This is a genomic window from Bradyrhizobium sp. SZCCHNS30572 (assembly GCF_032484415.1).
Lineage (GTDB): Bacteria > Pseudomonadota > Alphaproteobacteria > Rhizobiales > Xanthobacteraceae > Bradyrhizobium.
The window spans coordinates 68,199-81,632 of sequence record NZ_JAUESY010000015.1 but is presented as its reverse complement, the minus strand read 5'-3'; the positions used below and the strand labels follow the sequence as shown (position 1 = coordinate 81,632).

At 66.8% G+C, this 13,434-nt stretch carries 12 protein-coding genes; 5 read left to right on the top strand and 7 right to left on the bottom strand.

The annotated features are described in order from the left end of the window. Window positions 1–141: 141 nt before the first annotated feature. On the top strand, window positions 142–1,590 hold the full coding sequence (locus QX048_RS34515; RefSeq protein ID WP_315716554.1) for a glutamate synthase subunit beta: 1,449 nt from the start codon (window positions 142–144) through the stop codon (window positions 1,588–1,590). A gap of 557 nt (window positions 1,591–2,147) precedes the next feature. Here the strand turns inward: QX048_RS34515 and QX048_RS34510 are convergent. The 3 genes from QX048_RS34510 to QX048_RS34500 all read right to left on the bottom strand — a co-directional run bounded on the left by QX048_RS34510 (window position 2,148) and on the right by QX048_RS34500 (window position 4,151). After that, complete coding sequence (locus tag QX048_RS34510; protein WP_315825445.1) at window positions 2,148–2,963, bottom strand: arylamine N-acetyltransferase; 816 nt, start codon at window positions 2,961–2,963, stop codon at window positions 2,148–2,150. A 15-nt stretch (window positions 2,964–2,978) separates the two neighbouring features. Next, window positions 2,979–3,794 carry an arylamine N-acetyltransferase gene (locus QX048_RS34505; RefSeq protein ID WP_315716552.1) on the bottom strand — a complete coding sequence of 272 codons (816 nt, stop codon included), beginning with the start codon at window positions 3,792–3,794 and terminating at the stop codon, window positions 2,979–2,981. Between the two features lie 87 nt (window positions 3,795–3,881). Further along, window positions 3,882–4,151, bottom strand: coding sequence for a winged helix-turn-helix transcriptional regulator (locus QX048_RS34500; protein ID WP_315716709.1), 270 nt, complete (start codon window positions 4,149–4,151; stop codon window positions 3,882–3,884). A gap of 142 nt (window positions 4,152–4,293) precedes the next feature. Here QX048_RS34500 and QX048_RS34495 point away from each other — a divergent pair, with 142 nt between their 5' ends. Then, the gene (locus tag QX048_RS34495) at window positions 4,294–4,836 is read left to right on the top strand and encodes a carboxymuconolactone decarboxylase family protein (protein ID WP_315769287.1); all 543 of its coding nucleotides are present in this window, start codon (window positions 4,294–4,296) and stop codon (window positions 4,834–4,836) included. A gap of 51 nt (window positions 4,837–4,887) precedes the next feature. On the opposite strand, the gene QX048_RS34490 is transcribed toward QX048_RS34495, so the two are convergent. Beyond that, window positions 4,888–5,889: a KpsF/GutQ family sugar-phosphate isomerase gene (locus QX048_RS34490; protein WP_315716550.1), complete on the bottom strand. Its 1,002-nt coding sequence runs from the start codon at window positions 5,887–5,889 to the stop codon at window positions 4,888–4,890. Window positions 5,890–6,059: 170 nt separating this feature from the next. On the opposite strand from QX048_RS34490, the gene QX048_RS34485 reads away from it, so the two are divergent. Further along, window positions 6,060–7,778, top strand: coding sequence for an outer membrane beta-barrel protein (locus QX048_RS34485; RefSeq protein WP_315825446.1), 1,719 nt, complete (start codon window positions 6,060–6,062; stop codon window positions 7,776–7,778). A 138-nt stretch (window positions 7,779–7,916) separates the two neighbouring features. Here the strand turns inward: QX048_RS34485 and QX048_RS34480 are convergent, their stop codons facing one another. From QX048_RS34480 to hemH, 3 genes are all read right to left on the bottom strand, one after another. Beyond that, window positions 7,917–8,363, bottom strand: a complete 447-nt coding sequence (locus tag QX048_RS34480; RefSeq protein WP_315716548.1) for an NfeD family protein — start codon at window positions 8,361–8,363, stop codon at window positions 7,917–7,919. Between the two features lie 17 nt (window positions 8,364–8,380). Further along, window positions 8,381–9,385: an SPFH domain-containing protein gene (locus QX048_RS34475; RefSeq protein ID WP_315716547.1), complete on the bottom strand. Its 1,005-nt coding sequence runs from the start codon at window positions 9,383–9,385 to the stop codon at window positions 8,381–8,383. Window positions 9,386–9,588: 203 nt separating this feature from the next. Continuing rightward, a complete protein-coding gene (gene hemH, locus QX048_RS34470; protein ID WP_315825447.1) occupies window positions 9,589–10,641 on the bottom strand; it encodes a ferrochelatase in 1,053 nt (350 codons plus the stop codon). Between the two features lie 95 nt (window positions 10,642–10,736). Between hemH and QX048_RS34465 the strand changes: the two genes are divergently transcribed. Together QX048_RS34465 and shc are read left to right on the top strand one after the other, a co-directional pair. Beyond that, the gene (locus tag QX048_RS34465) at window positions 10,737–11,144 is read left to right on the top strand and encodes an MAPEG family protein (RefSeq protein WP_315716545.1); all 408 of its coding nucleotides are present in this window, start codon (window positions 10,737–10,739) and stop codon (window positions 11,142–11,144) included. A 214-nt stretch (window positions 11,145–11,358) separates the two neighbouring features. Next, on the top strand, window positions 11,359–13,410 hold the full coding sequence (gene shc, locus QX048_RS34460; RefSeq protein ID WP_315769281.1) for a squalene--hopene cyclase: 2,052 nt from the start codon (window positions 11,359–11,361) through the stop codon (window positions 13,408–13,410). The last annotated feature ends 24 nt before the right edge of the window (window positions 13,411–13,434 follow it).

Below are 13,434 nucleotides of genomic sequence, written 5' to 3'. Positions count from 1 at the left end.
CGGAGCGAATGAGAGACGGCGTCATTCCGGGGCGCGCGAAGCGCGAACCCGGGATCTCGCCCCACAACTTCGAGATTCCGGGTCCGGCGCTAACGCGCCGTCCCGGAATGACGGAAACGATGACAAGGGACGTCGTAGGTCATGGGCAAGGTCACAGGTTTTCTCGAAATCGAGCGGCACGATCGCAAGTACGCGCCGGTTGCCGAGCGTCTGAAGAACTTCAACGAGTTCGTGGTACCGCTCTCCGAGAAGGAGCTGCGCGACCAGGCGGCGCGCTGCATGAATTGCGGCATTCCCTATTGCCACGGCACCGGCTCGGCCGCACCGGGCACCACCGGCTGTCCAGTCAACAACCAGATCCCGGACTGGAACGACCTCGTCTACAACGGCAATTGGGAAGAGGCGTCGCGAAATCTGCACTCGACCAACAACTTCCCCGAGTTCACGGGCCGCATCTGCCCGGCCCCGTGCGAGGCGTCGTGCACGCTGAACATCGACGACAATCCGGTGACCATCAAGACGATCGAATGCGCCATCGTCGACAAGGCCTGGGAGAACGGCTGGCTGAAGCCGGAGCCCGCCGCTGTGAAAACCGGCAAGAAGATTGCGGTCGTCGGCGCCGGCCCCGCGGGCATGGCCTGCGCCCAGCAACTGGCGCGCGCCGGTCACGACGTCCATGTCTTTGAGAAGCACGCCAAGGCCGGCGGCCTGCTGCGCTATGGCATTCCCGACTTCAAGATGGAGAAGGGCATCATCGACCGCCGCATCACCCAGATGGAAGGCGAAGGCGTTACCTTCCACTATGGCGTCAATGTCGGCGGCAAGGACGGCCTCGATGCGACGTCGCTGCTGAAGGATTACGACGCGGTGGCGCTGACCGGCGGCGCGGAAGCCCCGCGCGACCTGCCGATTCCCGGCCGCGATCTCACCGGTATCCATTACGCGATGGACTTCCTGCCGCAGCAGAACCGCCGAGTCGGCAACGAGCCCGTGAACGCGACCGACATCCTGGCCGGCGGCAAGCATGTCGTCGTGATCGGCGGCGGCGACACCGGCAGCGACTGCATCGGCACCTCGCTGCGCCAGGGCGCGCTGTCGGTGACCCAGCTCGAGATCATGCCGGCGCCGCCGGAGCGTGAGAACAAGGCGCTGACCTGGCCGAACTGGCCGCTGAAGATGCGGACGTCGTCGAGCCAGGCCGAAGGCGCGGCGCGCGAGTTCGCGGTGCTGACCCAGAAGTTCGAAGGCGAGAACGGCGCGGTCAAGAAGCTGCATTGCGTCCGCGTCGACGCGCAGTTCAAGCCGATTCCCGGCACCGAGTTCGTGCTCGCGGCCGATCTGGTGCTGCTGGCGATGGGCTTCGTCCATCCGGTGCATGAGGGCCTGCTCAAGAGCCTCGGCGTCGATCTCGACCCGCGCGGCAACGTCAAGGCCAACCTGACGGACTACCAGACCTCGCTGCCGAAGGTCTTCTCCGCCGGCGACATGCGCCGCGGCCAGTCCCTGGTGGTATGGGCGATCCGCGAGGGCCGCCTGTGCGCCCAGGCCGTCGACAAGTTCCTGATGGGCAAGACCGAGCTGCCGCGCTGAGCCGTGGCGTGAACACCCTATTTCGCTAACTGGACGGGCTTGCACCGACTGTTGGGTCAAGATCGCATCCAGTCAGCAGAACGTGAAACAAAAAAGGGGTGGGGGCTTCCTCGACATGAATCTCCGCACGGCCTGAAGTGGCAGGTCAGGTCGACGGTCCATGATCGATCGGATGAGCGTCGAAGCGTCAGGGTCGACGTGTCACCGTGAAGCCCCCACCCGTTCTGGCCATCGGGCCAGCTCGGATGAGCCGCGCCTCGCGCGGCTCCGATGTCAGGCGGGATGAGGCCGCGTGCAGCGACAGCGGCCCGGCTCGGCAGCGGGCGTGCCTTCGAGGATTGCGCGCACCGCGAGCATCACGATGTCAGCCATGTGGACGGTCCCCACTGTTCGACGGCAGGACGCCGCGAGCCCCCTTGGTTCCCGCAACCTAAAGCTGCGACTCTTAAGATAAGCACAATGGCCGCGCCGGCATTCCATTCAAATGCAGTTCGCGCGTGATCATGTCCGCGCTGATCACGCGAATACGCGTTTTGACTCGCGTCATCGGAGAGTGATCAGGCCTTGGTCCTTGCCCAGATGTCTTCGACCGGCACCGGCGGCGTCACCCGGAATATCTCGTCGATGACGCGGCCGAGTTCGGCAGCGCTCTCGATCACACGCTCCTCGACGACTTCGCCATCGCGCGCCTGCCGCTGATAGCGGCGGGTGACCAGCTTGTGACGTATGCCGGGCTCGACACGCTCCATCATCAGCGTATGCGTGGCCGGCACGTTCGGGCTGGTCGAGGTGTACCAGCTGCCGAGCACATAATCGGCATGGATCTGCGGCGCGAGGTCGAACGCATACATCATGCGCCAGCCCGTCGGCTGCTTCGCGCTGACCGTATAGAGCCCGTCCCACGTGCCGACGCGGAACGTTCCCATCGGCGTCTGCTGCTCGGGTCCGAGCTCGAGACGAATGGGCGCATCCATCATGCAGATGCCGAAGCCGACATCGACGAGATACGGGCGGCCATCGACCTCGACCAGCAGCATCATGTGCTGGCGCGGCCCGAGCGGATCGGTCGGCGCCGAGCGCCAGCGCACCCGGCCGGCCAGGCCGGTGGTCTTGAATCCGATCGCCTCAAGCACCGCCTGGAACAGCACGTTCTGCTCGAAGCAGTAGCCGCCGCGGCGGCCGAGCACGAGCTTCTGTTGCACGGACCGCAGGTCGACATGGACGGGACGGCCCATCAGCGGATCGAGCGCCTCGAACGGCAGCGCGTCGACATGCGCGGCCTGCAGCGCTGCGAGCGTCGACAGGTCGGACGCGAGCGGCCCGCGATAGTCGATGCGGGCGAGATAGGAATCCAGCTGAAGCTCACCGGCCATCGCGACGCTTTCCCGTCAGCTCTCGATGCGCTTCCAGATCACATCGACGGGCACCGGCAGCGTGAGCCCGAACACCTCCTCGATGACGCTGCGCAGCGTCTCGGGCGTCTCGATGATCTGTTCGCTCCTCACCTCGCCATCGCGCGCTTCGATGACCAGGCGGCGATTGACCAGCTTGTAGCGCGCCTCACGCGTCAACCGCTCCAGGATCAGCATCGAGGTGAACGGCGTCAACGGGCTGGTCGAGGTGAACCAGTTGCCGAGCACATAGTCGGCATGAATCTGCGGCACCAGATCAAACACATACATCGTGCGCCAGCCGGCCGGCTGCTTCGCCGCGAGCCAATACAGCCCATCAGACAGCGTCAGACGGAACGTACCCATCGCGGTCGGCTGCTCGATGTCGGCAACCATCTGCAGCGGCGTATCGAGCAGGCAGGAGCCGAAACCGACATCGGCGAGATGAGGCCCCTCCGGCAGGTCCACCTTCAGCATCATGTGCGTGCGCGGCGTCAGCGGCGCATCGGCATCGAGCCGCCACCGCACCCGCGCCGAGAGCGGCGTCACCGCAAAGCCGATCGCCTCCAGCGCCGCTTTCAGCAGCGCATTCTGTTCGAAGCAATAGCCGCCGCGGCGGCCGTCGACGATCTTGGCCTGGACCGAGGCGAGATCGATGTTCACGGGCCGGCCGAGCAGCGGATCGATGCCTTCGAAGGCGATCGCATCGACATGGGCGGCCTGCAATCCGGCCAGCGTCTCGAGCGTCGGCGCCAGCGGCCCGCGATAGCCGATGCGCACGAGATATTTATCCAGATCGAATGCGCCCGGCATCGGCTCTGCTCCCTGTCTCGGACGAGCCCATAGCACGACGCCGCCGTGCCCGGCCAGAACGGGACCGCGCACGTGCCCAAGCTCGGCTCATCCCGTCTGCCGGCTCCAGCGCTCGGCAAAGCGATGCAGCGGCAGGAAGGTCTCCAACAGCTCGCGCCCCAATGGCGTCAGCTCGTAGCCGCTGTCGCCCAGCACGATGAAGCCCGCCTCGCGCAGCTCGTCCAGCCGCGCCTGCAACACGGTCGGCGAGGCCTCGTCGCAGGCCGCGCGCAGCGCCCGGGAGGTCAGGGCGTCGTCGCGCAGCTCCCAGACGATGCGCAGGCACCAGCGCCGGCCCAACAGATCGAGCAGCGCCATGACCGGCCGGCCCGAGCGCGAGCCGCGCACCCGGCGCGGTTGAACGTCTTTCGGCACGAAAACTCTCCAACAGCTTGCCAAGCGCTACGGAAAGCGTAGCATACTGCTACAGTAAATGTAGCACCGCACAGGAGGAACCGCCATGCCCCGGATCGCCCCGCTGCAGCCGCCCTACCCGGCCGACATCCAGGCGCAATTCGACCAGATCATGCGCGGGGCGCCGCCCTTGATGCTGTTCCGGGTGATGGCCGGCCATGCGCGCGCCTGGACCAAATTTCGCGGCGGCAGCCTGCTCGACCGCGGCCCGCTGTCCCTGCGTCAGCGCGAGATCGTCATCGATCGGACCTGCGCGCTGAATGCGTGCGAGTACGAATGGGGCGTGCACGTCCGCATCTTTGGCTCAGACGCCGGCCTGACGGCGCAACAGATCGACGCCACCGTGAATGCACCGGCCGACGCGGCGTGCTGGTCGGCCCCCGAACAGGCCCTGATCGCTGCGGTCGATGCCTTGCACCAACGGTCGACCTTGAGCGACGACGAATTCGCCCGCCTCCGCCTGCATCATGATGAGGATCAGGTGCTGGAAATCATCCTGCTGTGCGGCTTCTATCGCACCGTGTCGTATGTCGCGAACGCACTGCAGCTGCCGCTGGAGGCCGATGCGGCACGATTCAACGCAGGCTGACCGGTCTTCCCAAGCGCGCGGCAGCCGGGCGCCCGCAAACGACGCTTCGAGCTAGGCCACCCCGGCCCGCAACAGATCGTGCATGTGCAGGATGCCGACTGGCTTCAAGCCATCCGTCACGATGAGCGTCGTGATCTTGGCGGAGTTCAGGATCTCCAGCGCCTCGGAGGCCAGCGCCTCGCGGCGCACGGTGCGCGGGTTCGCCGTCATGATCTCCTCGACCGATGCGGACAACAGATCGGCGCGCATCTTCCGGCGGAGGTCGCCGTCGGTGATGATGCCGGCGACGTGACCACGAGCATCGACGATGACCACGCAGCCGAGCCCCTTGGCCGACATCTCGGCCAGCGCATCCGGCATGCCGGTGCCGAGCGGCTTCAGCGGCACCGCGTCGCCCGAGCGCATCAGGTCCGAGATGTGCTTGAGCATGGCGCCGAGCTTGCCGCCCGGATGGAAATTGGCGAATTCCAGCGCGGTGAAGCCGCGGCCTTCGAGCAGCGCGATCGCGAGCGCATCGCCGATCGCGGCCTGCATCAGGGTCGAGGTGGTCGGCGCCAGATTGTGCGGGCAGGCCTCGCGCGCCTTCGGCAGCTCCAGCACGATGCGCGCCGCCTGCCCCAGCGACGATTGCGCATTGGAGGTGACCGCGATCAGCGGGATGGCGAAGCGCTTGGTATAGTTGACCAGCGTCTTCATCTCCGGCTGCTCGCCGGACCACGACAGCGCGATGACGACGTCGTCCGAGGTGATCATGCCGAGATCGCCATGGCCGGCCTCGGCGGAATGCACGAAGAACGCGGGCGTGCCGGTCGAGGCGAGCGTGGCGGCCATCTTGCGGGCGACGTGGCCGGACTTGCCGAGACCGGTGAGGATCGCCCGGCCCTTCGCCTGGCGGATCAGTTCGACGGCGGCCGCGAAGGCCGCTCCCAGAGGTCCCGACAGCGCCGCGGAGATCGCGGCAATGCCGTTGCTGCCGGCATCGAGCGTGCGCAGTGCCGACTGGATATCTGCGTTGGCGGGAGCGGTGTCGGGCAACGGCTTCGATCTCGGCATGCGGACTTCCAAGGCTGAACAGTCAGGCGCCGCTCTTTAGCATGGGTAAGGCAGCAAGGCGCCATCAACAGCCCATTAACCATATTTGTTTTTACTCCCTTAACGACGCGGTTTGCCGGGCGGCGCGGGTGTCCCGACGACGCAATTGATTTTGTTGGAGTATTTTCATCGTGGGGTGGAGGCCTGACAGCGGCCGCGCGAGGCGCGCGCGAAGGCGCGCGGTGTGGCGCGGCGCCTCCGCCGCATGCCTGCTGCTCGGCGCGCTCGGCCCCGATGCGGCGCACTCGCAGACCATCGACGTGTTCCGGCCGGTGCGCGACGGCTTCCTGGCTCCGCAGGACTCCCCGTTGCGGCGGACCGTGGTCAGCGGCCTGACCGATGCCGTCCCGACGCCAGGGCTGCCCGCGACGCCTGCGCCGACCAGCTCGGCCGCACGACGAAATCTGGTCCCCCTGCCCGGTGTACCCGCGGCCAGCGGCGCATCCGATGTCGGCTATGATTCGCTGAATCGCACCCGCAAGAAGCCGAGATACTATCCCGCCCAGGCGCGGCCCAAGCCGGCGCCGGGCCCCGGCACGCGGCCGTCCGGCGAGCTCACCGGCCAGTTGCGCCCGACCCTGCCGCCCTCGGCCTCCGCCAACCGGCAGCCGCTCCCGCCTGCCATGGCCGGCACCGTGCCCGGCCAGCCGCCGCGCAAGCGCCTCAGAATCGACGACGACCCGTTCGGCGCGGTCGGCGACTACGCCGGGCCGTTCCTGATCAAGGGCGCGGTGGAGCTCTCGGCCGGCTATGACAGCAACCCGGCCCGCCTCGCCAAGCCGCGCGGCATGCCGGCCTGGGTGATCGCGCCGGAATTCCTGGCGGTGTCGAACTGGGAGCGTCACGCCCTCGTCGCCGACCTGCGGGGCTCCTTCACCGGCTATGGCAGCACCCTGCCGGCTATCATGGATGGCGGCATCAATTCGGCGCCGACCACGCTCGACCGCCCCGACTTCACCGGCCATGTCGACGGCCGCCTCGACGTCAGCCGCGACACCTCGGTCGGCGCCCAGCTCCGGCTGCGTGCCGCGACCGACAATCCCGGCAGTCCCAGCGTGCAAGCTGGATTGGCGCGCTATCCGGTCTACACCACGCTCGGCACCACCGTCGGCATCGACCAGCGCTTCAACCGGCTGCAGATTTCGGCGGGCGCCACCGCCGATCGCACCAGCTATCAGCAGAGCAAGCTGACCGACGGCACGATGACGTCGAACGACGACCGCAACTACAACCAGTTCGGCGGCATCGGCCGGGTGTCCTACGAGGTCATGCCCGGCCTGAAGCCGTTCGCCGAGATCCAGGGCGACAGCCGCGTGCACGACCAGCGGGTCGATCGTTCGGGCTATCAGCGCGACTCCTCGGGCGGCTATGCCAAGGCCGGCACCTCGTTCGAGTTCACCCGGCTCCTGACCGGCGAGGTCTCGATGGGCTATGCCACGCGCAGCTATGTCGACCCGCGGCTCAACCGGCTGCAGGGCTTCCTCACCACGGCCTCGCTGGTGTGGTCGGCGACGCCGCTGACCACCGCGCGGTTTCTCTCCGACACGCAGCTCGCAGAAACGACGGTGGCCGGCGCCTCCGGCGTGCTGGTGCGCACCTACACGGTGCAGGTCGACCACGATTTCCGCCGCTGGCTGACCGGCATCGGCAAGTTCAGCTTCGGCACGCTCGACTATCAGGGCTACGGCCGCAGCGACCGCACCTATTCGGCCGAAGGCAACCTCGTCTACAAGATGTCGCGCAACGTCTGGGTCAAGGGCACGCTGCGCTACGACAAGCTGGATTCGAACATCACCGGCGCCGGTTCTTCCGGCACGGTGGTGATGGTCGGCGTGAGGCTGCAGAATTGAACCCAGCTCTCGCCCCGTCATTGCGAGGAGCGCAGCGACGAAGCAATCCAGGGGCTCCAAAACGACTCTGGATTGCTTCGCTGCGCTCGCAATGACGCGGTGGGGCTGTCGCTCAAAGCGGTCAACTCGCCCGCAGGACTACGCGGCGGCCACCGTGAGCTGCGCGCCGTCCGCCTGCACGATGCGGACGCGGCTGCCGGCCGGCGTGTCCGGGCCCGCCACGCGCCACACCGTGTCGTCGATACGCACGGTGCCGTTGCCACCGACGATCGGCTTCTCCAGGGTGAACTCGCGACCGACCAGGGCCGCCGAGCGGCGGTTGAGGAACGGATTGTCCTGCGACGGCGCCGCGCTCGCCCGCGCGAGGCGCCGCCACAGCGGCACGGCGGCGAGCGCGAACAGCGCGAACAGCAGGATCTGCAGTTGCCACCCCGGCGCAAACGCAAACGACAGCAGCCCGACCAGCAGCGCCGCGAGGCCCAGCCAGAACAGGAAGATGCCCGGCGCGAGCAGCTCCAACGCCATCAGGATGATGCCGAAGATCAGCCAGTTCCAGGTGCCGAGCGTCACGAACATGTCGCTCATCAGTGTCCTCCCCTGCGTCAAGCCTGCGGCGGCGTCGGCGGTTTCGGCGCCGTCCCCGCTGACGGCACCGAGCCGCCGCGGCGCGCGGCTGCCACGGCCGAAGCCGCGCTCTCGCCGAACGTCGCCTTGGCGATCTCGCCGATGCCGGCGAGCGAGGCCAGCATGCCCGTTGCCTCCAGCGGCAGCATGATCACCTTCTGGTTCGGCGAGTCGGCGAGCTGGCCGAACGCCTTGATGTACTTGTCGGCGATGAAGTAGTTGAGCGCGGCGACGTCGCCCTTGGAGATCGCGTCCGACACCATCTGCGTCGCCTTGGCCTCGGCCTCCGCGGCGCGCTCGCGCGCCTGGGCATCGAGAAAGGCCGATTCGCGGCGGCCCTCGGCCTGCAGGATCTGGCTCTGCTTGGCGCCTTCCGCGCGCAGGATCTCCGACTGCCGCTGGCCCTCGGCCTGCAGGATGTCGGCGCGCTTGACGCGCTCGGCCTTCATCTGCCGGCCCATCGCCTCGACCAGATCGGCTGGCGGCACGATGTCCTTGATCTCGATGCGGTTGACCTTGAGGCCCCATGGCGACACCGCGGCGTCGACGACGCGCAGCAGCCGCTCGTTGATCTCGTCGCGATGCGACAGCACCTGGTCGAGATCCATCGCGCCCATCACCGAGCGGATGTTGGTCATGGTCAGCGTGACGATCGCCTGGTTGAGGTTCGACACCTCGTAGCTCGCCTTGGCGGCGTCGAATACCTGGTAGAAGGCGACGCCGTCGACCGTCACGGTGGCGTTGTCCTTGGTGATGACCTCCTGCTCGGGGATGTCGATCACCTGCTCCATCATGTTGATCTTGCGCCCGATGCGATCGAAGAAGGGCACGATGATGTTGAGGCCCGGCGACAAGGTGCGGGTGTATTTGCCGAACCGTTCGACGGTCCAGTCGAACCCCTGTGGCACGGTCTTCACGCCGGAATACAGCGTGAAGATGACCAGCAGCACCAGCGCTATGGCGAAAATGTCGAAACCGCTCATGGATCCTCCTAGGGAGGAGACGATCGTCCCCTCACCAGCCTCTGCAGCCATCACAATCTAGGGATTACTGCATGATTTGGTCGGGGGTCCGCTAGGCGCGGTTCAGGAAAGTATTTTCTACGGGCGGACGGCCGTCCGCCTTGCGCCGGCGGGCGGCTCACCTAGCGGGCCGGCAATACCGCCGACGGCTCAGAGCCAGCCGTTTACAACCAGCCCTGCAGCTCGCGCAGCACGAGCTGCCGCAGCACCTCCATGCCGGGCGCGCTGTCGTTCAGGCACGGTACGGCGGAGAATTCCTCGCCGCCATTGTGCTTGAAGATCTCGCAATTCTCACCGGAGATCTCCTCCAGCGTCTCCAGGCAGTCGGCGGCAAAGCCCGGCATCACCACGGCGATGCGCTTGACGCCGTCCTTGGCGAGCTTCTCGATGGTCTTGTCGGTATAGGGCTGCAGCCACTCCGAGAAGCCGAAGCGCGACTGGAAGGTCAGCAGCAGCTTGGTGTCGTCCATGCCGAGCCGCTTGCGCAGCAGCTCGGTGGTGGCGACGCACTGCTCGCGATAGGGATCGCCCTTGTCGACATATTCCTTGGGCATGCCGTGGAACGAGGCCACGATCAGCTCGGGCTTGTACGCCAGCGTCTTCAGATGATCCTCGATCGAGACGGCCAGCGCCTCGATGTAGAAGTCGTCGTTGTAATAAGGCGGCGTCACCCGCAGCGTCGGCTGCGCGCGCAACTCGGTCAGCACGCGGAACGCCTCGTCGCACACGGTCGCCGAGGTCGCGGCTGAATATTGCGGATAGAGCGGCACCACCAGGATGCGGTCGCAGCCCTGGGCCATGAGACCATCGACGCCAGCCTTGATCGACGGATTGCCGTAGCGCATCGCCCAGTCGACGATGACGTGGCTGCGGTCGGCCAGGCTCGCGGCCAGCTTCTCGCTCTGCGCGCGGGTGATCGTCTTCAGCGGCGATTCGTTCTTCTCGGTGTTCCAGATCGACTGGTAGTCTTTCGCCTTCTTGCGCGGCCGGACATTGAGGATGATCCCGTTGAGGATGATCTTCCACAACAGGCCCTGGTCCTCGATGACGCGGCGGTCGGACAGGAACTCCTTCAGATACACCCGCACGCCGGCGGCGTCGGCCGTATCCGGCGTCCCGAGATTGACCAGCAGCACGCCGACGCGGGACGTGCTCGCGGCCGGCAACGGCCTGACGTCGACAGGCCTGGCATTGTCCAGAAAGATGGCGGCGGTCATGATGCCCGTGACTGCTGAAGGGCGTGGCTTGGCGGCTTGTTTCGACATTGTCAAGATAAGGGCCATTTCACTGTTGTCATCGGGCTGGAGGAGCCATGACGATTGCCGAATTGTGCATTTTCGCCAGCGTAATGCTCTATCTCTTAACGATCGTGCCGGCGAAATGGATCAGCGTCGACGGTGGCGGGCGCTATGACAACGCCCGGCCGCGAGATCCCGCCTTCTACGCCGGCGGCATCCGCGAGCGGGCGCTGGGCGCCCATCAGAACGGCATCGAGGCGTTCCCGTTCTTTGCCGCGGCGGTGCTGCTGGCCGAGTTCCGCGGCGCGCCGCAGAACCTGATCAACGAGCTGTCGGTGCTGTTCGTGATCGTGCGCACCGCCTATGTGCTGACCTACGTGGGCAACCGGCCGTCGCTGCGCTCGATCCTGTGGGCGATCGGGTTCCTGATCACCGTCGCGATCTTCTTCCTGCCCCTGCTGCGCCAATACCTGCCGGTTTGAGTGGGCCCAGTTTCCGGGCGTGAGAAGCGTCACATCTCCATGCCCATCCGGATGCTAACCAAAACGGCCATGCGGCCTCCGTCTGTACGCCATTCGTTTCTCCTTTGATCCGGTCTGCTGCGGCCAGTTGATTGGATTTGACGGCGAAATTCCCTATAGGGCGGAGTGAATTGGACTGCCGCAGCGGCACTGTGAGGCCGCCAGAGGGATCGTGATGACTTTGACCAGCTCGGCCCCCGCGCGCGCGCCGCGCGACCCGGGAAATTACCAGACCGCCCTGCAATCGACGGTGCGGGCGGCCGCGGACTGGCTGATCGCCAACCAGAAGCCCGACGGTCATTGGGTCGGCCGCGCCGAATCCAACGCCTGCATGGAGGCGCAATGGTGCCTGGCGCTGTGGTTCATGGGGCTCGAGGAGCATCCGCTGCGCAAGCGCCTGGGCCAGTCGCTGCTCGACAGCCAGCGCCCGGACGGCGCCTGGCAGGTCTATTTCGGCGCCCCCAATGGCGACATCAACGCGACCGTCGAGGCCTATGCCGCGCTGCGCTCGCTCGGCTTCCGCGACGACGAGCCGCCGGTGCGGCGCGCCCGCGAATGGATCGAAGCCAAGGGGGGCCTGCGCAACATTCGCGTGTTCACGCGCTATTGGCTGGCGCTGATCGGCGAATGGCCGTGGGAGAAGACCCCCAACATCCCGCCCGAGGTGATCTGGTTTCCGCTCTGGTTTCCGTTCTCGATCTACAATTTTGCGCAATGGGCACGCGCAACCCTGATGCCGATCGCGGTGCTGTCGGCGCGGCGGCCGAGCCGGCCGCTGCCGCCCGAGAACCGGCTGGACGCGCTGTTTCCACATGGGCGCAACGCGTTCGATTATGACCTGCCGGTCAAGGCCAATGCCGGCGGCTGGGACAGGTTCTTCCGCGGCGCCGACAAGGTGCTGCATGCCCTGCAGAACCTCGGCAACAAGCTCAATCTCGGCCTGTTCCGCCCGGCGGCGACCAGCCGCGTGCTGGAATGGATGATCCGCCACCAGGATTTCGACGGCGCCTGGGGCGGCATCCAGCCGCCCTGGATCTACGGCCTGATGGCGCTCTACGCCGAGGGCTATCCGCTCAATCATCCCGTTCTCGCCAAGGGCCTCGATGCCCTGAACGATCCCGGCTGGCGAGTCGATGTCGGCGACGCCACCTACATCCAGGCGACCAACAGTCCAGTGTGGGACACGATCCTGACGCTGCTCGCCTTCGACGATGCCGGCGTGCTCGGCGATTACCCCGAGGCCGTCGACAAGGCGGTCGACTGGGTGCTCGACCGCCAGGTCCGCGTGCCCGGCGACTGGTCGATGAAGCTGCCGCACGTCAAGCCCGGCGGCTGGGCGTTCGAATACGCCAACAACTATTATCCCGATACGGACGACACCGCCGTGGCGTTGATCGCGCTGGCGCCGCTGCGGCATGATCCGAAGTGGCAGGCCAAGGGCATCGACGAGGCCATTCAGCTCGGCGTCGACTGGCTGATCGGCATGCAGAGCCAGGGCGGCGGCTGGGGCGCGTTCGACAAGGACAACAACCAGCAGATCCTGACCAAGATTCCGTTCTGCGACTACGGCGAGGCGCTCGATCCCCCGTCGGTCGACGTCACCGCCCACATCGTCGAGGCGTTCGGCAAGCTCGGCATCTCGCGCAATCATCCGGCCATGGTGCGCGCGCTCGACTACATCCGACGGGAGCAGGAGCCGAGCGGCCCGTGGTTCGGCCGCTGGGGTGTCAACTACGTCTACGGCACCGGCGCGGTGCTGCCGGCGCTGGCCGCGATCGGCGAGGACATGACGCAACCCTATATCGGCCGCGCCTGCGACTGGCTCGTCGCGCATCAGCAGCCGGACGGCGGCTGGGGCGAGAGCTGCGCCTCCTACATGGATGTCAGCGCGGTCGGCCGCGGCACCACCACGGCGTCACAGACGGCGTGGGCGCTGATGGCCCTGCTCGCCGCCAACCGTCCGCAGGACAAGGAGGCGATCGAGCGCGGCTGCATGTGGCTGGTCGAGCGCCAGTCGGCCGGCACCTGGGACGAGCCGGAATTCACCGGCACCGGCTTCCCCGGCTACGGCGTCGGCCAGACCATCAAGCTGACCGATCCCTCTTTGCAGGAGCGGCTGATGCAGGGCCCGGAGCTGTCCCGCGCCTTCATGCTCCGCTACGGCATGTACCGCCACTACTTCCCGCTGATGGCCTTGGGCCGCGCGCTGCGGCCACAGGGGCACTAACAACTCATCGCCTCCGCGCGTGCC